We start from the raw sequence: 23,285 nt of genomic DNA, 5'->3' as shown, positions 1-23,285 counted from the left end.
TCAAAAAAACTCAAAAGGAGGTATCACGTATGGCAGTAAATATGAAAGGACGCTCCATTCTTTCGCTGATGGACAACACACCAGAGGAAATACGCTACCTGCTTGACATCGCAAAACAAGTCAAAGCAGAGAGCAGGGCTGGAATTAGACACCAAAGATTTGTGGGAAAAACTCTTGCTTTGATTTTCGAAAAAAGGTCAACAAGGACAAGGTTAGCATTTGAAACTGCTTTTGCAGAAGAAGGTGGGCATCCCATCTTCCTTTCGATCCAAGACATACAACTAGGTGCTAAGGAGTCAATCGAAGATACTGCAAGAGTGCTTGGTAGAATGGTTGATGCAATTGAATTCAGAGGTTTCAAACAAGAAACGGTTGAAATTCTTGCAAAATATTCCGGTGTTCCTGTTTACAATGGTTTAACTGACCTCTTCCATCCAACCCAAGTTTTGGCTGACCTTCAAACAATAGAAGAAGAGTTCGGCAGACTAAAAGGCATCAAACTTGTTTTTATGGGGGATGGCAGAAACAACATGGCAAACTCCCTCATGGTTGGAGCAGCAAAGATGGGTATGCATTACGTTATCTGTTCACCAGAATCTCTCAGACCCGAAAAATGGCTTGTTGACGAATGTATGAAGTTCGCTAAAGAAAGTGGTGCAACTATAGAATTCACAGATAATCCTGACGAGGCAGTCAAAGGTGCAGATGTTATTTACACGGACGTTTGGGCATCCATGGGTGAAGAAGACAAAGCCGCAGAAAGAAGAAAATTGCTCCAACCATACCAAGTTAACGAAGAGCTAATGAAAAAAACAGGTAAGCCGGAAACAATCTTTATGCACTGTCTACCAGCGGTTAAAGGTGAAGAAGTTACATTCGAAGTAATCGAAGGGAAACAATCAAGAGTGTGGGACGAAGCTGAAAACAGAAAACATACAATTAAGGCTATTCTTATTGCCACGTTGCTCTGATAATCGCCCTATTAAATATTTAGCTGAAATACCATAAACCAAAGCGGTGGAAAATATCCACCGCTTTGGCTTTTTAACAAGTGATAAAATTTTTCACATATGGTTCTACATTCTCTCGATGAGTTTGTACAACGTCTTCGCTGCAAGATAGGTGCCCTCTTTTTCATACCCTTCTACTCCTAACATCGTTCTTATTTCACCAACTCTTACTCCCGTTTCAAACATCTTTCTCAAGAACTTTTCTGCGATTCTATGATGTTCTTCCTTCCTCTGGACCGCACCAAATGGATTGGCAAAATAGCTCTCAGTCATTCCTTCCTCGGATGTTGTACCCTTTGACATTCTTTTACCTGCAGAAAAGACTTCCAAAGCTTCTTCAACATTATCAAAGAAAATTATCCTTTCTTCATCACTGTGAACCTCTGTGTAGTTATTGGCATACAAGAAAAAGTCGATAGGGGTGGGCGTAACTATTTCTCTATAATTGTTGAATGGAACAATCACTCTTGCATTTAGCTTGTCCGGGTTCGTAAAAATACTTCTATCCATTGTGTAGTAAGCGTATCCCGGTGGTAAATCATCGAGTCTCACAAACGCGCCTGTTTCTGTTCCGTATGCAACAACTCTACCATTTAGTATATCAAGTGAGCCCATGTCGTCAATGATAACATCCACATACGCAACTTCTTCCAACCTATTCAATGCATCCAAAGTTTCACTTTTTCCTGCTCCGCTGTCACCAACAAACATTGCAACCGCACTTTTGCCATTTTTCAACACTATACGTGCCATAGACCCGTGGACCGGAAGCCGTCCTTGGTCTATCCTTATCAGATTGTGAAGTGTAAGCATTGTCTTTTTCATGTATCCGAAATAGTCGTTTTCATCCAAGGCTGGAATTACACCTACGTAAAGCTCCCCATCCTTGAACACAACACCGTTTTTCCATTCGGCTTTATAATCTGGAATTTTCTCAACAGGTAAACCGAATATCAGAACCCCAGAAGCTTTCTTGCTTTTTATATCAACGATATCCGCAAATTGAAATAAGTTACCTAAACCTGCAGCATGCGAGAGGTACTCTCTGTGCACAAAAACATAAACTAAAAGCTCGGCTACCAAGACTGGCACAAGAAACCACTCGCGTTCTTTGTTATTTAACTTGATTTGACTCAAAATCTCTTTTTCAACAACTGGTAGAACCCCCTTTCTTTTATTAGATTTGGTGTAGAAAATAACAGGTGGGTCGAATATAGCACCCCAAACTGTTGGGATATTTGTAAATGCTTGAAATCTCTCATCGGGAATCTCTATATCATCCACCAAAAATGTGACCTGAGCACCGCTCGGCAATTGCCTGATGATGTTTGTATCATTTGTTGTGATGTTCTTCATAATTGTTCGATACAAATTCCTCACCAAATTCTTGAATTCTTCGGCAATCATAACGGCGGTAAAAACAATGCTTGTTTTTCTTGCATTATCTATAGTGTACTTCTCTTTCTTAATCATAAATCTGTGCTTATTCCTCCAAAATGAGTAGAAAGATTCAACAAATTTTGCCAAATCGTCCGGATTAACGTAATTTATAATAGTTGTAATTTCACGGATATTTCTCAAGGTCAACAAATGAAGGTATTCAACAAAATGCTTAACATCGTAATCATCACCTATGCGAAAAGCTTCCAATGTTCTCAAAAGCGGCGAATTCTTTTCTTTTAAAATGTCGATATACTCTCGAAGAAGAGCCTCAAAGCCGGGGTTACTTAATATCTCACTTGAGTCCGTGTAAACTATGGAACCATCAATAATCACACTTCTTCCCATTTTATCCCCTCCCTTAAAAGAAATCTCAAACGATTCCTATCGGTGAGATAAAGATATCCCACCAATGCTTCAAAACCGGTACTTTTGATATAAAGGCGGTCATTACCGTGCTTTCTGGCACTCTTGCTGTTCATACCACGCCGAACTATGTCTTTTTCTTTTTCTGTAAGAATCGGTAAAATCTTCTCCAACGCTTTGCTTTGACCTTCGCGCGAAACGTAAATATTGGAAAGCCGATGCAGGTCCCTAGCTTTAATATCCTTTAAAACGTATAACTTAATGTAAAGATTGTAAACAGCATCACCAAGATAAGCCAGCGCATCGCTAGATAATTCTTCTGCGTTAACTGAAGGTTCAGGAAAAATATCGAACATTTCAGGTTGCACTTGATTTTTCTCTTCTTTCGACATTTCTTGTGGCAACTATATCAGCTCCCGTATTAAGAACATCTTTAATAATTATATCTCCAACTCTCACAGGTGCCTCCACCCTAGTATTTTTCAAGATATCCATCACTTGCATAATAACTCTCCTCGGAATAGGTTTATTTGTTTTTACCGATACCAAAGGCATATCACCATTTAAAACCAAAACACTTGAAGTCAGTATTCTTAAAGGTTCTACCATCTCTTGCTTGCCGTATTCAATTCCTCGTGGGCATCTATTTCCAGAAACATTGATTTCACCGTTATCTTCTTGCTTGACGACCAACCTACATCCCAGTGGACACATGATACAAACCATCTCTTCTACTTTCATTCTAACACCTCCACTAGAATGTCACCACTGCCGATTTTTGACTCTGGAATTTTTATGCTTATCATCTCACTCGGTGAGAGATTCAAATGTTTTTTGCTGTATAGTAAGTTGTTTCTTTGTTTTACCCTAATGGTGCCTTCTTCCATAGGTTTTTTCACACGTAAGTAGATATTTAAGTTTGTTCCTTCCTCATACCATGACGGGAAGAGGATACCTACGTTTTGTCCTTTTTCAACAAAAAATTTTGCTGGTTCCCAGCTGTTCTTGACGTACATTGCAGCAAACTTTCCAGCAACTGTACCTTCTTCTGTAACCCAGTCCACAAGGTCATAAATTACTGTACAATTTCCTGCTGCGAAAATCCAGTTAAGAGAGGACCTCCCAGAACTTGACGTTACTATTCCTTTTGTCCACGGGTCAATTTTGAGAAAATCTTTAAAGAGCGTACTTTGTGGAATTAAGCCAACTGATAATATTAAAGTGTCAACCTTAAATCTCTTTTCCGTTCCTGGAATAGGTTTGAAACTCTCGTCAAGTTGAGCAATAACAACTTCCTCAAGCCTTTCTCTCCCATAGATGCCAACCACTGTATGGCTCAGATAAAGAGGGATGTTAAAATCTTTTAGACACTGTCTAATGTTTCTTTCAAGTCCTCCTGGATAAGGCATCCTTTCGACAACAGCAACAACTTCAACGCCTTCCAACGTAAGTCTTCTTGCCATAATCAAACCTATATCCCCTGAGCCCACTATTATTGCTCTTCTTCCCGGCAATCTGTTTTCCAAATTCACAAACCTCTGAGCAACCCCGGCTGTAAAAACTCCCGACGGTCTGGTGCCAGGGACAAGTATTCCTCCCATAGGTCTTTCTCTCGCTCCAGTTGCAACAATTAGCGCCTTTGGCTTGTAAACGGTTATCCCTTCGGTCGAGGCAACTATAACCTCTTTCCTTCTGTAATCTATTTGGTGAACGTATTGTTCAACCTTCACATCTATGTTTGGATATTGCTGAACTATCCTTTTAATTCTCTCGGCATACTCAGGACCTGTCAATTCTTCTCTGAAATAATGTAGCCCAAAACCATTGTGAATGCACTGGTTCAACACTCCGCCACTTCTATCATCACGCTCTACCAAAACTACTTCATTTACACCTTCTCTTGCAGCCCCTATTGCCGCACCAAGACCTGCCGCTCCAGCACCGATGACAAGAATGTCTACGCTCTTTTCTTTCATTACTTCCTCACCTGCCCTAAGAGTATGAAACTCCCTTCACTGCGAAGTCTTATATCCGAAATATCAGTCCCAAGCTCTCTTGCCAGTATTTTCATTATCCTATGCATGCAGAATCCCCCTTGGCAACTACCAAACATCGCACGTGTCCTGAATTTTATTCCATCTATCGTCCTTGCACCACGCTTAATAGCTTCTAGTATTTCTCGCTCTGTCACTTTATTACAAAAACATATCATCCGCCCGGCAAGTGGGTCTTTTTTAATCTCTTCATCCCAAACGGTAGCAGGTAAGTCTGCGTAGTGCTTTATCCTTTCCCTTGTAGGTTTGAAATCTGATTTTTTCTGGAAAGTTTCACCGAGCGCTTCTTGGACTTCCTCAACAATGAACTTTGCTATTGCGGGTGCTGCAGTTAAACCAGGCGAGCGCATAGCTATAATGTTGAAAAAACCTATTACACTGGTTCTACCGACAAAGAAATCTTTCTGAGGACTTTCAGGTCTTAAACCTGCAAAGGTCTTTATAGAGGCTCTGAAATCGATTAGAGGGGTCATCTTTAGTGCTTTTGACATGAGAGCTTCAAATCCTTCAAATGTTGTAGAAGTATCCTCCCTGAATTCCCGTTCTGGTGGCAGGTCAACGGCAGTGGGTCCAACTAAGATACCGCCATCGACCGTCGGAGTTACAAGTGTTCCTTTACCAAGCACAGAGGGTGTTGGAAATAGTATACTCTTTACAAAACCACCGAATTCTTGCTTATCTAAGAGAATATACTCTCCCTTCCTTGGATGCAATGGTACAAATTCTGCGCCAGCCATTTTTGCAACCTCGTCACCGTACATTCCAGCAGCATTGATGACAACATCTACCTCAAACTCTCCCTTATTAGTCACAAGTCTTTTAACTCTTTGGTTTTCCGTTACTATTTCGAGAACTTGTGTGTCAAGAAAAAGTTTAGCCCCATTCTCAATGGCGTTTTCTATTGCTGCCATTGCAACCATCCAAGGTTCCGTTATTCCAGCTGTTGGTGCCCAAAGGGCTGCCACAACTTCGGGATTTACGTTTGGTTCATACGAAAGAATTCTATCCCTATCCCAAATTTCCAAGCCAGGTACCCCATTCATTTCTCCACGTTTGTAAAGTTCTTCCAAAACCCTCAATTCCTCATCTTTGAAAGCAAGTACTAGAGAACCTATTCTCTTCAAATCGAACTGCAACTCTTTTGAAAGTTCAGTGTACATTGCATTTCCTGGAACACAAAACTTTGAACGCACCGTTCCTGGTTCGTCATCATATCCAGCATGAACTATTGCAGAATTAGCCTTTGTCACCCCCATCCCAACATCCCAGTTCTTCTCAAAAACTAACACTTCAATATCGTATCGACTTAACTCCCTAGCAACCAACGCTCCAACAACACCAGCACCAATAATTCCTATTCGCATGGTTACACCCCCGAATTTGGTGTTTTTATATATTTTACCACAAAACTATACACTCTTGATTTGTGAATAAGGATTCAAAAAATTGTCATTTTTCTATTACCTTTCTTGAAAGTATCTCACCTGTGGTATAATTTATTTTGAATTGCCATCCAATCTGACACAGAAAAGGAGGAACATGTCGTGTTTGTTTCTTTTGAAGGGATAGATGGTTGTGGTAAAAGCACACAAATAGAGATGTTTACGAAATATCTCCAGTCCAAAGGTATTGAGTTTGTTAAGGTAAGAGAACCCGGGGGTACAAAATTAGGAGAGAAAATACGACAGCTTCTGATTAGCGAAGAAATGATTTCAAGAAGTGAATTACTCCTTTTCTTGGCTTCTAGAGCCCAGTTGGTTGAGGAAGTTATAAAACCCGCCTTAAAAGAAGGGAAAATGGTGATAGCTGATAGGTTTGCACATTCAAGTGTAGCTTACCAAGGTTGTGGAAGAAACTTGGGTGTAGATGTGGTAAAAATGCTTAACGATTTCGCAACGGATCATACTTACCCGGACTTGGTATTCTATATAGACATTCCTGCGGAGGTAGCTATATCAAGAATACGTAAAGAGCAGAGGGACAGGATTGAACAAGAAGGTTTGGAGTTCTTTGAAAAAGTAAGGCTCTGCTATTTGCAGTTATGCGAAACTGATAAAAGTTTTGTTTTAATTGATGGTACTAAAGATATGAAAACTATAAATATGCAGATAATAAAGATATTTGAAGGGCTATACAACGTGTAGAAAATAGGAAATCGCAAACGTTCAGTTGTCTAGTCAAATCATAGACATGTATTTTACGATGATATCCTTTATAAAATCTAACATATTTTCTATCATCCAACCAAACAAAAACATCAGGGTCAAAAAGACAACTATGATGCGTGGTGCAAAGGTTAATGTCTGCTCATGAATTTGAGTAGCAGCTTGGAAAATACTGATCAAGATACCAACTGCAAGACTAACGAGCAGAGGGGGAGTTATAAGCATTAAAAGAAGCTGAATGCCGTGTTTCACTATATCCAAGAAAACCTCAAGTGTCATGGTGCAAACTCCTTTCCATTTTAAATTTTAAATTCTTCAGTAATTATATCAAAAAATTCTTCGGAATCAAACAAATTAAAATAACACTTACTAGGAGGGGGTAAGGATGAAGGTTGCTCGGTATCGAATGTCTATAGCTATCTTCTTAACAGCGATCTTAGGGAGTCTTTTTTTATCATCGTGTGGCTATACACCAAAACCCGAGTTTTCAGGCATTACTTATGATGGAAGATTTTACTCCGATTTTAGTACCCCAATAAGCGTTGTTAGAAATAAGCCAATAACTGTAAATATGAAAGTCTCTGGAAACTACACTTTCACGTACATATTGGATGGTATAACGCTTGACGCAACACCCAGCAATACAATAAAACTTAGTGATTACAAAAATAAGCTTAACCTTTCTGCTGAGTTTTTTACCCAAACACATCTTTTGAAGATAGAAGCCTCTGCACCAGCACGCAGCGCGATATTAGAAGTACCTATAATCATAGTAAACCAAAAACCTGTGATTAATATATCCAAAAAGAGTGGTCAGGTAATCTCTGTTTCTATTACAGACCCAGATGGTGATGATTTTAAAGAAAAGTCAATCAAACTTTTCAAAGATGACAAAGAGTTTTCCACACTCCAAGAAGGAGATATCGACGTTTCACGTTACACAGCGGGCAAATACAAAATAGTTGCAGTGGCAACAGATTTGTACGGCGAAACAAACCAGCAGGAATACAGCTTTGAAATTCAGCAGAGTGGTGGTATCCAAGAAACAAATATTTCTCCTAAAGTGAAAATTGTTCAACCATTTCAAAACGAATCAACACCCCCAAGCCTCGTGCTAAGATACGTGGGAACCGATGAAAACAGTGGCGATATTCTTGTGTACGATGTTGAAGTTGCAAAATCTGGAAGCTTATCAACGGTTTTGAAAATTCGTAAGACAAAATCAACAGAAATCATTATTCCAAACCTTGAAAGGAATACGACGTATACCGCCACCGTCACTGTTTACGACCTTGCAGGTGCTTCAGACACAGCAGCAGTCACTTTCCGAACAAGTGCAAAAGAGAATTACCTATACATAAACGCAAAAGATTTTGGTGGCAAAGGTCTGTTGGCTATCCTTAAGGCAAATGACATTAACAGAATCAGCACTGTCGGTACTTTGGTGTTCGACGACATCATAGAAGATTTCGACCTTGCTGAAGACTACATTTATCTTGCAAGCAACGAGAAAATAATAATAGTCGATTCAAGGGACAAAGCCCAACCAAAGATAAAAGATTCTTTAAACCTAGGTTCTCTCATTTCCGTTGTAAGAATATACAAAAACTATGCTATTGCTGGCGTTGGTTACGATAGAATAGAGATTGTTGATTTAACAGTTCCATCCTCGCCATCAACATTTTCAAGCAAGTTAGGAACTAAGGTCTTCTCATTTAAGATACCAAACGTTGGAAGTTCAAAAAACAACACAAACAAGTTCAACCCTAAGAAAGATTCTGTTAACATTACCCAAGGCCGTATCAATGATATATTCTTATACGGTGATAAAGCGTTCATTGCTGCCGACCTTGCAGGTATTTGGGAAATAGACCTATCAAACCTCCCATATTTGACAGTGTATGATGTAAAAAACATAATTCCCGGTGACTATTCAACAATAGATGTTGGCATCGTTAATAACAAACCGGTCCTAGCATTTGGTGAAGGCCAAAGAGCCGGTATTATAGAAATTTCTGAGACAACATTGGCAACGAAAACAATATTTAGCGAAACATTTGACACACCGGTTCGTAAGGTCAAAGTACATGACGGGAAAGTTTACATTCTTACGATGGACAAATTCTACGTATGGAATGGCTCAACATTGGCGTTAATTCGAAGCTTGAGAGGAGCTAGTCTTCAAGATGTCCACTTTTTGTATGACATAAATGGTGACGAAAATTGTTTATTATTTGACGAAGTCAGAGGATTGTGGCGGTTCAGAAAGAACGAATCTAAACCTAGTGGATACGAACTTTTCGAACCTAACAAGATTTACTTCTCTAAAGACCATGTGCAATACGATAAATTTATCTTTCTTATAGGTGATGGATTTGTTGGGGATGGTTTGGACGGTGAAGGGCTTCATGCAATAGATGCAAGAGACCCTAAAAACTACGTTGAACGGGATATGATACTTGGTGATTTTACAAAAATAAAACTCAATCCATACAGCTCAAACCCAACAATAGGTGTTCTTTCACAAAACAAAGAAGTAAAACTATATGAATTCGATGTAGCAAATACTCTAAGATTTAGAGACATTGCTGTTCTCGATTTGAGCACATTCGATAAAGTTTACGACTTTGCAGTTGATAGTGCGAACAATGTTTACGCCCTGCTCAAAAATGGGGCAGAAAACATTGTTGCAAAGTTTAGTTACAGTTCTTCTGGCTTTAGCACAACTCCAGATGCAACATATACGTTGCCTGTAACGGTGTCTCAGGGTATTCCGTACATCACATCATCACCTGCGGAAATTGTATCTCCAATGAATATAGAGGTTGTTATTAACAATCTCTCCAAACAAAAAGAAACGCAGGCGATTCTTGTTGCTCTTGGTCGCGCAGGAAGTTTGAAACTTTCACCGGATTTGTCTTTTGCACAAGTTCTTTACACAAGGTTTTATGTCGTTACGCAAGACGAAAATGGGTACACGTTAAAAAAATATAATCCTGGGTACGATCAACGAATTATTGCAGATAAATACTTTGATAGGATCTACGTTGCCGACGGTGAATACAACGGTGTGTGGTTGTTAGACAGAAATGGAGTTAATTTATTGGACAAAGAAGATGACAATATGACATCTATTCCTCTCTTTGAAGGAGCTCCCGCAAGAAATATCTCTTGGTACGGTAGTAAACTCTTTGCTGCAGGAGGGGGTTTCGGTTACAAGATAATCGATGTTTACCAAAAAGCAAAAGTAGCAGAGGTCAATTTCTCTGGACTGACTTACGCATTTAATTTAACAACAACCGATGATAAATACCTTTTTGTCTCGACTGACAGTGGATTGATAGTCTACGACATATCAAACATATCTGACATAAAACCTCTTTTCACCTTAAGTATGCCTATGTTCAAAGTTATTGGAAGATAAGTTCATCAAAAAGTTGTAGATTCAATGAAAATTCAAAGGGGATGGAACTAACCATCCCCTTTTGTTTCCAAAAAAATGCGAAGATACTACAAAAATGTTTGATATGTGGTAATATATACAAAAACGAACACCAAAATATAAAAGAGCAGAGGAGGGAGAGGAAAATTGGAACCCCTTACCAGACAAAAGTTTTCAGAACTGCTATCGCAGAGAGTGATGTTCTTAGATGGTGCATATGGTACAGAACTTTTCAAACGAGGATATATTAAAACCAGAGAACCCATTGAGTTGCTCAACATCGCAAATGCTGAAGCAGTTTTGTCACTACAGGCTGATTACGTCCGCGCTGGTGTTGATTTTCTACTTACAAACACTTTCAGTGCAAATCGGCATAAGTTGATGAAATTGGGATATGATGAGTATTTCAGTGAGATTAACCAATCTGCTGTAAAAATTGCTAAAGAGGCAACTAAAGTAGCCAGCAAGCAGGTTTTTGTTTTAGGTGATATCTCTTCCGTCGGAGAAATGATAGAACCTCTTGGAGAACTGAAATCAAAATACGTATACAACATTTTCAAAGAACAAGTTGAAGTCCTTGTTGGTGCAGGTGTTGATGGTATTATTATTGAAACAATGAGTGATATAAAGGAGGCAAAACTCGCGTATTTGGCGGCAAGAGATGTGGCTCCAGAAATGCCTATATTGGTGAGTATGACTTTTGAAGAAAATGGCGTTTCCGTAACAGGTACGAGTTTAGAAGTTTACGTTGCTTTGTTCAACGATTTAGATGTTGATGCAATAGGTATCAATTGCACGCTGACTCCTGAAAAGATGGTACCGCTTGTAAAAAAATTGGTTGCGCTTTCTAAAAAACCGGTTTTTGTTGAACCGAATGCTGGAAAACCTGTTCTGTCCGCAGATGGGAAATTGACTTATAAAACTACCCCTGAAGAATTCACTGTATACATCGAAGATTACGTTGAAATGGGTGCGAATATCGTAGGTGGGTGTTGTGGAACAGGACCGGAACACATCAAGTACATGGTCCAACATATTGGTCTGAAAAAACCAAAAACTAGGAATGTTGAAGAGCTGAATGTAGTTACAAGCAGGGTTCATATGGTTAACGTTGCACCATTCTTGGTCGTAGGGGAACGTATAAACGCTTCCGCAAGAAAAAAACTGCATAATGAAATTCGAGAATTTAGCTTTGAGAGCGTTTTAAAACTTGCCAAATCCCAGGAACAAGAAGGAGCACAGGTAATCGATGTTAATTTTGGAATAGAATCTGTTTTATCAGAAGAACACTTTTCTAAGGCATTTGTGGAACTCGATAAAATTGTAAGCATTCCAATCTCTTTCGATATTCAGTACAACGAATTTCTAGAAAGTGCATTGATGGAGTATCCTGGAAGACCGTTGATTAATTCTTCCAAAGCAACGAAGGAAGAACTCGACAAGAAGATAAAGCTACTCAAAAGGCATGGTGGTTTATTAATTGTTCTTGCAATGGATAAGGAGATACCGAAGACGGCAGAGGAAAGGTACGCATTAGGTAAAATGGCTGTGGAATACCTAGAAAGCCAAGGAGTAGACCGTTCAAGAATTTTTGTTGACCCGTTAGTTTTACCAATTGGAGCAAACCAAGATTACAACGTAACACTTGAAACTATCAAGAAACTCTCAGCCGATGGAATAAAAACAATGATAGGGCTTTCCAATTTCAGTTTTGGAATGCCAAATCGCGATGAGTTAAATGCTTCATTCCTGGCTTTAGCAATGCATGCGGGGTTATCAGGAGCAATCTTGAATACATCAGAAGATGCGACTATGAAAATTCTAAGAGGTATGAAACGAATTTTAGGAAAGGAAAGTGTTCGAATAAGTGAAGAAGTAAAAAGTAGCGAATTAGTACATTTACTCCTTCGTGGTAACTTAAGTGATGCGGAAAGATACGTACTGTCCTTCTTAGATACATTAACACCAATCGAGATAATTCAAACAATTCTTGCTAAAGCAATGGAAGAAATAGGCAACCTTTATGCTGAAAACAAGATTTATCTTCCTCATTTGATTCTTGCGGCAGAAACTTCGAAGCCCATATTTAACAAGTTACTCTCCATGGTGACAGAAAAGGATTCTGTAAAGTTGGGCAGGATTCTTCTTGCAACAGTGGAAGGTGACATTCACGATATTGGAAAGAAAATAGTGGCAACAGTTTTAGAAAGTGCAGGATTTGAAGTAATTGATATAGGCAAGGATGTGCCGGCAACTGTTATTTTGGAAAAAGTTAAGGAATTAAAACCAGATATAGTAGGCTTGTCAGCAATGATGACAACAACTGTTATCCAGGTCGGACAGGTGGTCAAAACACTTAGAGATAATGGAATAGAAATTCCTGTCATAGCTGGTGGTGCTTCAATGAATGAAGAGCTTGCTAAAAGGTTCGGAAGTTATTATGCAAAAGATGCCCAGGAAGCCGTTAAGTTGTGTAAGCAAATTTTGAGTAACAATCGATGAAAAAGGAGGCTTTATGGCCTCCTTTTTCTTATTTTCTTAACCCTTTTTCGAATAGTAGTCAGAAACTATTTCGAACATCTTATCTATCTCTTGAAGCTTTGACTCTTTCTCTTCAGCTGGCAAGTTAGAAGCTAGTATAGCCTTTCTTAAGTTGTAATATCTGTAAGATGCGTCCCAGTAATTATCAGAAGGAGTTAGCCCAAAGGTTTTAAGGGCTCTTAATAGTTCTTCATTATCAATACCACCTATTGCACCTCTTCTTTTTTGAAATTCACGCCTTCTACCAACATTCGTTTCTGATTCCGGTTCTGTGAAAAATCTAAGAAGCACGTATAATGTGTAAAAAATTAGTATTATAGCTCCTATCCTAAGAACCAGAAAAACCCAACTAATCGGTGGTATTGGAAAATAGTAATAGAATTCAAAGTCCATAATACCACCCCGTCTTTATAACTTTAACTCATTTTTGAATAGTGTTCAGTTAACACCTCGTACGCTCTTGCCAATTCTTCAAGCACCAACCGCCTATGTTCCTCGCTAATTTTCATGTTATTTACTTTCTTAACAAGCTCATAGTATCTCTCGCCCACCTTTGTATAAGAAACACCGGGCTGCAAGCCAAGAATTCTAAATGCTTCTTGAACATCTAACTTATCCACTTTTGTGTTGGTTTCAGACGAATATACTAAAGTTTTTTGGTATTCTCTACTATGTTCGCCTTCTGATTGAATCAAAGTTTCCTTTTGTTCAGCAGTTTCCTGCTGACGTTGTTGAGTTCTGACCTTTTCTTTGATAAGTGACGAGATTATAATAAACGTCATAAAAGCAAAAGCAATAAGCACAACAACTACGAAGGCTCGCATTAATGTTGGGAAGACTCTGAAAATACCGAAAGGTATCAGCACCTCAAGTATAGATGCTAGTACAGAGATTAAAAAGAGAAAAACAACAAATGAAATTAAACAGCTTAAACAACCCTTACTTTCCTTTCCACCACTGGCATTTGTCATGCAATGCTCACTTCACAGTTCCTTTTTGGATAATCGAATCACCTTCAATGTAGGATACGAAAACACCTGATGATTTAACTTTTTTGCCCAACATAGTATTGATAAGTGGTTCAAAGTTAAGGAATATTCCCATGAAGTATTTTGAATCATAAATTGATGTGAAAAAGGTTCTGTCGCCTGGTTTGTATTTGGTCGGATTTACCGTATAGGTTATCATTCTGTCGTTCTTTATCAGTATATAACTTTCCATTCCATTTTCAGTGGTTAATACTCCGTACTTCTCAGAACCTATCGTTACGTACTTTTTCACCTCAGCAGGCATTTTGAAACCTGTCCCGAAAACAACAGAGTACGCAGATATACTTACCTGAGGTGTTGTTTGACTAGATTTAGAATTTCCTGTTTGCGTATCAGTGCTTAGCAATGCACTAACTGCTGCACCAACATCTGCAGAAAGATACATTACCCCTGTCGCATTCACATTGGTTATATTAAAGTTAGAGGCTAAGGCATCTAAAAATGTTTTTCTCAACACATCAGGAATAGGTCTGTTCACAAACAGCAATAAATCTCCACCTACATTCTTGTCGGCAAAGATATCAATAGGTTTTGTATTTTGCAACGTTTTGAGCACATTTTTCGCATCTGCCGTTTTGGCATCCAACTTTTGATAGAAAGTAAGTGCGTTGTTTTCAATTCTCATATATCCGTAACCTTCGAATGTGATTTTACCATCTGTCACGTAGGAATATGTTACTCCAAGGTTTCCCTTGAGATTTGAAAGCAAATTCGCTGGAACTTTACCGCCACCAACTTGCACATCAGAATATATAAAGTAGTTCTCGGTAAATTTAACTTTTTTTAATGTCTCTGCCTCCAGGAAACTTTCCAATACCTTCCTAACTTTCGTAGGACTCTTTACAGGTCCCAACACAACAGTCATATTTCCATCTTTGTCAATGACAACGAGCATTTCCTTGCTAAACAAGTCAAAATCATCTAATGTGTATTTCATCGATAAGAGTTGCTGTTCTAATACGCCTCTAACAAGTGACTCCAAACCTATTCCTGTATCTGCTAATAAAGTTTGACCTATGGGCAATGCCTTAAACTCTTCGTAAGCTTTTGGAACGTCAGGAATGTAAAGAATTGCTGAGTAGTCTTTTGGCAAAAATTTTAAGGCGTTAGAAAATGCAAAGACTGAAACAAAAAGTAATAGTCCGAATATGAACAACTTTTTTGACGCACCCATACTGAACACCTCCAGTAAATAGTTTTCGATAACTATTTGTTGTAGACCTCGGAAAAAACAGTCTCAAAATCTGTTGCTGACAACTTTCTATTTGGTATGTAATTTGCAAACTCTTCTTTTCCTCCACCCTTTCCTCCAAATTTTTCAATTAATGCTTTTACAAATTTCCGTACATCATACTTTTTTGAACCGATGATGTACTTGCTACCATCGTAAAAAACTAAGAACTGGTTGTCAACAATTTTTGACAAGAAATTTCCAACTTCTGTGTAACCTTCGAAGTAGACAAAATCGTTGTTTTCAATAGCTTGTTTCAATAATTCAGCATAGTCTTGTGAAACTTTTGAAAGCAACGAACTTTTCTCCCGAAGTTCGTTGATTATCTTTTCAACACGCTGGTTCAGTTCATCGATTGAAGAAGTTAACTGTCTTGAAAGGTTCTTAAGCACATTGTTGTACTTTCTGAAATATCTTACAGCCCTTACACCTGCGACAAAATACACCCTTGTGAGGTTACCTTTTACTTTTTCCAGATCTATAATCTTTACAACACCTATCTCGCCGGTATTATCAACATGAAACCCACCGCACGCCGAGATATCTAGGTTCGCTATTTTTATTAACCTTACCTTTCCCTTTACCTTGTCACTCAAAGGTTTTCTCAATTCGAAAGCCTTAACTCCTTCGAAATCTGTTACTATTTCCTCTACCTGTGTGCATGATTGAACAATCCTGTTTGCCAAATCTTCTGTTTCCTCAGTGACCTCTGGTTCCACAAATGGTATGTCCAAGTCTATAGTTGAATACTCTTCGCCCATGTGAAAGCTAACAGTCTCAATTTCAGCAACTTCTATGAAAGCTGCTGACAATATATGCTGCGCAGTATGTTGTTGTGCGATATCTTTCCTACGAAGTTGGTCGATTTGCACATCGTATATACCTGGTTCTATTATTCCAGAAAGTTCATGGACAACAAAACCGTCTCTTTCACTTACAGCTAATACGTCGATGTTGCCGATTTTTCCTCTATCTCCAAGTTGTCCACCTTTTCCATCAGGATAAAACGGTGATGAAAAAGCGTACGCATAAAATCTACCATTCTTCTCTTCGATTTTGACAATCTCTAATTTATCGTTTTTGTACACGCTCTGAATCTTCAAGGCTTCCAACCCCTTATGTGTTTTTTATAGCTCTCGGTGGTAGTCACATTGGGTTAGTTTTTTGACAAAGTCAAGAGCTCTTTGCAACCTTCTAATTGTTTCGGCTCTTCCTAGTACAACTATACTTTCAAACAACCCAGGAGTAACAAGCTTTCCAAGTAATGCCCCTCTAATTGTCTGAAAAACTTTATTCGTTCCAATATTAAGTGAGGTAGCAATTTCTCTCAACGTTGTTTCAACATTTTGAATATCGTAATTTTCTAAGCTGGAAAATCTCTCGAGCGCCAACTCGATGATACTAACAGCTTCTGGTTTCTTTGCGAACTTTTCAATGTATTCTTGCGAATATTCGTAGTTTTCATCAACAAATGGCAGAGCAAATTCGTAGAGCTGTTTTAGGGTATTAACCTTCTCTCTGCATATTTCTAAGACCTCTCTTGGAATCTGTTTTTCGGCTCCAACAAACTTTCTCCATTCTTCAAAATGGGTATAGAGTTCATCCATCGTAAGTAATCTCATATGCTTTCCATTGACCCACTCGAGTTTTTGATAATCAAATACAACATTTTTGTTGGAAATCCTATCTGGGGTGAACGAATCTATCTTTTGTGTATAATCGAATATCTCTTCGTCCACACTCCATCCAAGGATTGCAAGATAGTTAACCAAAGCTTTAGCAAGATATCCTTCTATTCTAAAATGCTCAACTGCGGTTGCTCCATGTCTTTTACTCAAAGGAGTCTTGTCTGCGCCAAGTATCAAAGGAATATGCATAAATTTTGGAGGCTCCCATTCAAATGCTCTGTAGATGAGTATCTGTTTTGGTGTGTTTGATATATGGTCTTCTCCGCGAAGGACATGCGTTATTCCCATCAAATGGTCATCTATAACAACGGCGAAGTTGTAAACAGGATATCCGTTGGACTTCAATATTATAAAGTCATCCATATGTTCTGTTGAGAATTCAATTTCGCCTTTTAGCATATCATTGAATTTCACAATTTCATTCTCCGGCACTTTGAAAACAATGGTGTATGGATTTCCATCTTTTGGTTCTTCGGTTGTTGTGTAAAGAACGTTTTTTGGATCGTTCTTATCGTAAACCGCAAAGTAAGCATGTCCTCTTTCCACTAATTCAAATGCGTACTGTTTGTACAAGTGTAATCTTTCACTTTGCCTGTAAGGACCAAACTCGCCCCCTATATCTGGTCCTTCGTCCCAGAACAAACCAAGCCATTTTAAATCGTTCATTATCATTTGTTCTGACTCACGTGTTGACCTTTCCGTATCAGTATCTTCTATTCTTAGAATGAATTTACCTTTGTTTTTCCTTGCAAAGAGCCAATTAAATAGGGCTGTCCTAGCTCCACCTACATGTAGATAACCAGTCGGGCTTGGTGCAAATCTCACTCTTACCATTTCCGTTTCCTCCTGTTTGTGTGATGTTTGTTATTATCTTCTTATAAAAACTGCGGGAACAAATACCTCATCTTCGGTTAAGCTACCATGCATACCAGCAAGCCTCTCTTCGCCACCGCTATACAAATATGTGAATGCGTTATTCGACTTCGTTATCATTATAGCATCACCTATTCTGTTATACAACTCTGGATGCACTCTCCCAGGTCCAAAAAGTCCCATATCCACAGCTTCTCTGCTTGTTAGAAATACGCAGCTCGAAGGATAGTTTTCTTCGAAGTAGTTCCTTAAGAATTCGTAGTTGCTCTTTTTTACTAAATAGAAATACATCATTCTCATCTCTCCCCCTGGAGGTGATACTAAAAGTTTGTTGAATGTATCTGTTGGTTTCAAGAAATAGTTTGTCGAACTTGGTATTTGCACCATGCCATGATCAGATGTAACTACAAGAAGTGTATCATTAGGTATGTGTTCTTCGGCGAATTTCTTAATTTCTAAAAGTAGCCTTGTCATTTCCATTTCGTAAGCTTCACTATCTGGACCCTTCTTATGTCCCAAACCATCCAGATGACCCCAGTAGATGTAAAGAATCCCTTGCCAGTCTTCAGCAAGCTTTTTTTTCAAAGTAGCCAACAAATCTCCCATATAGTAATACCCCATCACGTGCGCATTTTTATGTATTAGATAAGAAAGACCTGAGTTGGAAATGTTAGCATGCGTTAAGACTCCTCCGTAAAACCCTCTGTCTTTCAAAAGGTCGAAGACGTTATCTAATCTATGTAACCGTTTTTTGATGAGCCCAGAAAATATGCCACCTTCTACACCTGGATAGGTGAACTCAATCATATTTGTAATTGAACCTATCTCACGTAGATACAAAATATAACCAAGAAGGCCATGCTCTTTTGGTGTCTTTCCAGTAAACCAACTTGTCACAGCAGCAACAGTTGTGGTTGGAAAAACACTTGAAACCTTTATAATATCCCTGAAACCAATATTCGTATTGATTTTTAAGAACTTGTTATATCCCATTCCATCTATCAAGAATATCACTATTTTTTTCACATTGTGGAAAAACCCCTCGAAGTTGCCTTCGAGGGGGTATTCAGGATGGTTTGATTGAATCGCAAAGTGTTTGAGAAATGTCGAAACAAGATTGACAATAGAACTATCGTACTGGGGAGAAATCAGCCCATCACCAACGCTCATTATCCTTTAACCGCTCCTTTCACAAGACCACCGACAATATATTTTTGCATCAATAAGAATAGAATCACCATTGGTACCATACCTATCATTGCAGCTGCTGTGAACAATCCCCATTGTGTTTCAAAAGGACCTGTCGAGAACGTGTACAAACCTATAGCATATGTGTACTGTTTAACATCTTGTAATATAATCCTTGCAAGAACGAATTCGTTAAACGTACCCATGAACGTAAGGATAACGATAACCGCAAGAATCGGAGAAGCTAGAGGAAGAACTATTTTCACAAATGTCTGCCATCTCGTTGCGCCATCAATTAAAGCTGCTTCTTCTAGTGAGTCTGGGATAGTATCGTAATAACCTTTTATAAGGTACATATTATATGCAATACCACCAAGATAAGCAAATATCAAACCAGATAGCTTACTCAATCCAAACCCTGGAATATACTTTCCAGCGAACGATAAGAATGTGTAAATAGCTATCATGTACATAATTGCTGGGAACATTTGAATGAGCAATAACGCCATGATTCCATACTTTCTCCCTCTAAACCTCATCCTACTGAATGGATACGCTGCAAGAGCAGTTACCGCAGTTATTATAATTGCTACGCTGAGAGAGACAATAACACTGTTCATAATCCACTTCAACATATAATGGTCTGGTTTTCTTTGCCAAATTTGGTCGATCCTGAATGCCGCCCCATCGAGTTTTTTCAAGCTCACTGAAAGTTCTTTTATATTTAGCTTATCAGATAGTTCGGAAGACTTTCTCGACATAACATTCATATTAGGTACTACGTTGTTCCTGTACACAGAAAGCACCGTATCGATTAGACGTTCCATAGCAACAGGTCTGACCTTTACGCCTGTCTTCGAAACAGGCATAAACTTAGGACCCTGAATTTCTATATCCGCAAGGTAAACCTTTAAATCATTTATGAAAGATTCATAGTTTTGCGAGAAAATTTCGTAGTTCGTAAACATGTCTTTCGCAGTACCTGGCCAATCGAGCTTAGAAGCTATTTTCCTGACCTTATTCTGCTTCTTTTGGTCATTTATCATGCTTGCTACATCTGTCGTGATTCCGAATATCCTCTTAGATTGAATGTTAAGCATTTGGAGTTGAGCTGGGAGTTTCATGTTAGCAACTAAAGTTTTTATTTTTTCAAGTTGGGTAATTGCAAGTTTCGCTTTTAGGTACAACAATGAATCATGTAAAAGCTCGTAAGCTTTTGTAAGCTCAGCACTAATGTTGTTGATTTCTTCTTCAATCTTAGCATACCTGCTCTTGTATTTCGTTATTTCCACTTGCAATTGTAACATTTTCTCGGTTACTTTGTTTAACCTGTTCATTAAGCTTACAGTTTCGTTTATTGTACTTGCTATTCTCGTTGTAAAGACATCTATTGTATTCAAGAAATCGGCAAATGGTGCTTTATCCTTGTTTGTTGCCTGTGCCCATTTGTTAATTACTTGGTTATATCCCTTCTGAAATTCTGACAACGCTTCGCCAATATCTTTCAAATCATCAAACTTCTGAACATTCAATTGGATACCTTTTATCTGTTCAAATGTTGTTTTGAAACTTTCTAATATTGTATTTTCTTCTGGTAATGATTCTGCCAAAACATTAGAGACCTTCGCAGCATCGAGCAAGTCAGACGCAGAATTGAGAACCAAGGAGTATTCCTTTAGCTGTGGAACCAAGAAAGACCGAATGGTTCTAGAAAGGCTTAGATATTGACTTTGGTATGTTCGATATGTTTTTTCCAGAGGTTCAATAGCACTTTGCAAAGTCACCTTTTCATTATTCAACTCTTCTAATTTCGCTTTTCTTTTACCAATCATATCTTCCCAGTCCTGTTGACCTGCATATGGGTCAACTTCTGGGATAGAGCTTAGGTCCTCACCCTGAGAGTACAATTCATAAGCAGCAACCTCTAAATATTTTTTTGGTTTTTCAAATTGGAGTTCTTTAATAATGCTGTCTATATCAGCTATGTAAGATTTCGTGAGCGACTGCGAATTCTTTTCAAAATAATCATTAAGATAAGAAATTGCATTGTCTATTTCTTTTTTCAATTTTTCGGTTTCTTGAATGTACATCTTGAATCTTTTGACATCGTTCTGGAAAAGTTCTTTTGCTTTTTCGATCGTAATCTTATCATGAGGAGGTGCCATCAGAATAAGTGCGTCCATATCAGAAACCAATCTTGGTCCATTTTTCTCGGGTGCTATAAGATCTATGTAGTTTTGAAGAGTCATTCTACTACTAAACAATTTAGTTGAAAACGCTGCATTGTCACGTCTTAAGGACGTAGAGACGACCCAGACAATTGGGAATAAAACAACTATAGAGACTATTATAAGGATGATATGTGTGAGCCATTTTCTTTCTTTTCGAACCATTATCTATTCACCTCCTCAAAGGACCCAGACAGGCGGAAGTTGATAAAGCTCAGTGTTCCGACTATGAAGAATATGATAATAGATATTGCTGAAGCAAAACCGAAATCTTGACCACGTCCTCCTTCGAAAGCAAGTTTGTATGTGTAAGAAATCAAAATATCTGTAGAACCAGCAGGTGTTGTGGTATTTGGCATTGCAGGTCCACCACCGGTAAGGAGGTATATGTTGACAAAGTTGTTGAAATTGAACGCAAAACTACCAACCAATAAAGGTGCGATAGTAGTCATAAGCAATGGGAATGTAATCTTCCAAAATCTTTGCCATTTGTTAGCGCCATCGATAGCAGCAGCTTCGTAGTAATCTTCAGGAATACTCTGCAAAGCACCCAGTGAAACAACCATCATGTAGGGAAAACCAAGCCATGTGTTGACTGTCAATACAGCAACCTTAGCCCAAAACGGGTCGTTAAACCACCTGATGGGTTCCTTACCAAAAATTTGTGTAATTATAAACTTGTTTAAAATACCATATGTTTCATTGAAGAACCCGTTCTTCCAAACGAGAACCGATATGAAGGCAGGTATCGCCCAAGGTATAATTAAAAGAGACCTGTAGATTGCACGACCTCTTAGGTTTGGATTATTAAGAACAAGGGCAAGTATCAAACCTATTACAAAAGTGAACAAGACGCTCAAAGCAGCCCATGTGAAGTTCCAAACAAATATTTTTGCGAATGGACCGGAAACAGTTGGATCGGTGAATATTCTTGTAAAATTCTTCAAACCATAATAAGAAATGTATCCACCAACAGCTACCTTCTCTCCCTTTTCATTTATATCGTATATCGTACCATTCTCTTCAATCAGTGGCCTATTTGTGATTGTATTTATGAGAACTGTCTTAACTATACTTTTTCCCTTTTCTATTGTTTCAGCAAGACCTAGTTTATACAAATGTCTGATATTGTACATTAAAAGCTTTCCATCTTCATTTTGCCTGACTGCAAATCTATTACCATTACTGTCAACAAATTCTATTTTACTCATAATTGGGAAAAGTATTGAATATTTGAAATAATCTTCATTTATGTATGTTGAGCTATCTTCAGGGTTATAAAAGTACCTGTAAATCTTCCCGCTATCTCGAATAAGCTCTATTTTGCCGTTTTGCCTTTCTAAACTCAATCCACTTTCACTAAGCTTTATCAGTTCCGCCTCACCTAATATCAATTGCCCTGCTTCGCTTTTCAGAACACGATATTCTCTAGCAACGTAGTAACTTGAACCATCAAATACGATAGTTCTAAAATCGTTAGTTGGTTGAGTACCTTCAAACCTCACATAAACGCTGTAAGTTAGTGGCGAACTGTCTGGAACAACGTAAGTATAAATCGGGTCCACCAGCAATCTTTCGACAACCTCTTGACGAGTCATAATGTGACCGGTTCCATAATTTGTAAATGCGGTTCTTATCGTGAAGGCAATTGGATAGAGAACAAGAATAAAAAGTAGAATCAAAGCTGGTATCATGTAGCGGTATGGGTAGGCGTTCCTATTAAGAATAAAAAAGTCTATCAAGAATATCAAAACAAAGAGCGTTACAGACAACTCGTAGAAACCTCTTCCAAAAAGAAAGATGGCACCAAGTATGCTGAAGACAGTGAATGCAGTGAGCATTACGTAACCAATAACTTTCCAAAACTTCATTTGTTCATCCTCCTTGTAATCATTTTGAGGAACTTGCTTTATTGTAACTTTTTCTGAAAACCAATACTACGACTGTTTTCATAATTTCTGCGTCATTTGCTTAAGAAAAAGCACGGGGGCATACCCCCGTGCCCCTTAT

Annotated in this window: 18 protein-coding genes; 4 read left to right on the top strand and 14 right to left on the bottom strand. The window is 38.4% G+C overall.

Going from position 1 to position 23,285, the window contains the following annotated elements; translation table 11 throughout:
• The first annotated feature begins 29 nt into the window (after positions 1-29).
• Positions 30-971: an ornithine carbamoyltransferase gene (gene argF / locus JM64_RS02125; RefSeq protein ID WP_064011294.1), complete on the top strand. Its 942-nt coding sequence runs from the start codon at positions 30-32 to the stop codon at positions 969-971.
• Positions 972-1,076: 105 nt separating this feature from the next.
• On the opposite strand, the gene JM64_RS02120 is transcribed toward argF, so the two are convergent.
• From JM64_RS02120 to JM64_RS02100, 5 genes are read right to left on the bottom strand one after another with little or no spacing between them, the layout of a single operon-like run.
• A complete protein-coding gene (locus JM64_RS02120; RefSeq protein ID WP_064011293.1) occupies positions 1,077-2,798 on the bottom strand; it encodes a hypothetical protein in 1,722 nt (573 codons plus the stop codon).
• A complete protein-coding gene (locus JM64_RS02115; RefSeq protein ID WP_197473448.1) occupies positions 2,783-3,220 on the bottom strand; it encodes a Mini-ribonuclease 3 in 438 nt (145 codons plus the stop codon). Before JM64_RS02115 ends, JM64_RS02120 begins: the two co-directional genes overlap by 16 nt.
• Positions 3,174-3,557 (bottom strand): DUF1667 domain-containing protein, encoded by a 384-nt coding sequence (locus tag JM64_RS02110; protein WP_064011292.1) that lies wholly within the window; start codon positions 3,555-3,557, stop codon positions 3,174-3,176. Before JM64_RS02110 ends, JM64_RS02115 begins: the two co-directional genes overlap by 47 nt.
• A complete protein-coding gene (locus JM64_RS02105; protein WP_064011291.1) occupies positions 3,554-4,792 on the bottom strand; it encodes an NAD(P)/FAD-dependent oxidoreductase in 1,239 nt (412 codons plus the stop codon). The genes JM64_RS02110 and JM64_RS02105 overlap by 4 nt, the downstream gene beginning before the upstream one ends.
• Positions 4,792-6,234, bottom strand: a complete 1,443-nt coding sequence (locus JM64_RS02100) for an NAD(P)/FAD-dependent oxidoreductase (protein WP_064011290.1) — start codon at positions 6,232-6,234, stop codon at positions 4,792-4,794. Before JM64_RS02100 ends, JM64_RS02105 begins: the two co-directional genes overlap by 1 nt.
• Positions 6,235-6,414: 180 nt before the next feature.
• Here JM64_RS02100 and tmk point away from each other — a divergent pair, with 180 nt between their 5' ends.
• The gene (tmk, locus tag JM64_RS02095; RefSeq protein ID WP_064011289.1) at positions 6,415-7,014 is read left to right on the top strand and encodes a dTMP kinase; all 600 of its coding nucleotides are present in this window, start codon (positions 6,415-6,417) and stop codon (positions 7,012-7,014) included.
• A 33-nt stretch (positions 7,015-7,047) separates the two neighbouring features.
• On the opposite strand, the gene fliQ is transcribed toward tmk, so the two are convergent.
• Positions 7,048-7,314, bottom strand: a complete 267-nt coding sequence (gene fliQ, locus JM64_RS02090; protein ID WP_064011288.1) for a flagellar biosynthesis protein FliQ — start codon at positions 7,312-7,314, stop codon at positions 7,048-7,050.
• Between the two features lie 106 nt (positions 7,315-7,420).
• Here fliQ and JM64_RS02085 point away from each other — a divergent pair, with 106 nt between their 5' ends.
• Positions 7,421-10,459 (top strand): LVIVD repeat-containing protein, encoded by a 3,039-nt coding sequence (locus tag JM64_RS02085; RefSeq protein ID WP_064011287.1) that lies wholly within the window; start codon positions 7,421-7,423, stop codon positions 10,457-10,459.
• Positions 10,460-10,624: 165 nt separating this feature from the next.
• Positions 10,625-12,979, top strand: a complete 2,355-nt coding sequence (locus tag JM64_RS02080) for a homocysteine S-methyltransferase family protein (RefSeq protein ID WP_082868246.1) — start codon at positions 10,625-10,627, stop codon at positions 12,977-12,979.
• Between the two features lie 36 nt (positions 12,980-13,015).
• On the opposite strand, the gene JM64_RS02075 is transcribed toward JM64_RS02080, so the two are convergent.
• From JM64_RS02075 to JM64_RS02040, 8 genes are read right to left on the bottom strand one after another with little or no spacing between them, the layout of a single operon-like run.
• Positions 13,016-13,411, bottom strand: a complete 396-nt coding sequence (locus JM64_RS02075; RefSeq protein WP_064011286.1) for a hypothetical protein — start codon at positions 13,409-13,411, stop codon at positions 13,016-13,018.
• Positions 13,412-13,434: 23 nt separating this feature from the next.
• Complete coding sequence (locus tag JM64_RS02070) at positions 13,435-13,989, bottom strand: hypothetical protein (RefSeq protein WP_064011285.1); 555 nt, start codon at positions 13,987-13,989, stop codon at positions 13,435-13,437.
• 7 nt (positions 13,990-13,996) lie between these two features.
• Positions 13,997-15,241, bottom strand: a complete 1,245-nt coding sequence (locus tag JM64_RS02065) for a hypothetical protein (RefSeq protein ID WP_064011284.1) — start codon at positions 15,239-15,241, stop codon at positions 13,997-13,999.
• A gap of 32 nt (positions 15,242-15,273) precedes the next feature.
• Positions 15,274-16,401, bottom strand: a complete 1,128-nt coding sequence (locus tag JM64_RS02060; protein WP_064011283.1) for an alanyl-tRNA editing protein — start codon at positions 16,399-16,401, stop codon at positions 15,274-15,276.
• Positions 16,402-16,425: 24 nt separating this feature from the next.
• On the bottom strand, positions 16,426-17,820 hold the full coding sequence (gltX, locus tag JM64_RS02055; protein WP_064011282.1) for a glutamate--tRNA ligase: 1,395 nt from the start codon (positions 17,818-17,820) through the stop codon (positions 16,426-16,428).
• Between the two features lie 33 nt (positions 17,821-17,853).
• Positions 17,854-19,029, bottom strand: coding sequence for an alkaline phosphatase family protein (locus JM64_RS02050; RefSeq protein ID WP_064011281.1), 1,176 nt, complete (start codon positions 19,027-19,029; stop codon positions 17,854-17,856).
• Positions 19,029-21,440 (bottom strand): ABC transporter permease subunit, encoded by a 2,412-nt coding sequence (locus JM64_RS02045; RefSeq protein ID WP_064011280.1) that lies wholly within the window; start codon positions 21,438-21,440, stop codon positions 19,029-19,031. Before JM64_RS02045 ends, JM64_RS02050 begins: the two co-directional genes overlap by 1 nt.
• Positions 21,440-23,146 (bottom strand): ABC transporter permease subunit, encoded by a 1,707-nt coding sequence (locus JM64_RS02040; protein ID WP_064011279.1) that lies wholly within the window; start codon positions 23,144-23,146, stop codon positions 21,440-21,442. The genes JM64_RS02045 and JM64_RS02040 overlap by 1 nt, the downstream gene beginning before the upstream one ends.
• Positions 23,147-23,285 lie beyond the last annotated feature (139 nt).

The organism is Fervidobacterium pennivorans, assembly GCF_001644665.1.
GTDB lineage: Bacteria > Thermotogota > Thermotogae > Thermotogales > Fervidobacteriaceae > Fervidobacterium > Fervidobacterium ngatamarikiense.
Note: the sequence above shows the minus strand (reverse complement) of the source record. Positions and strands in the feature narration are given on the sequence as shown.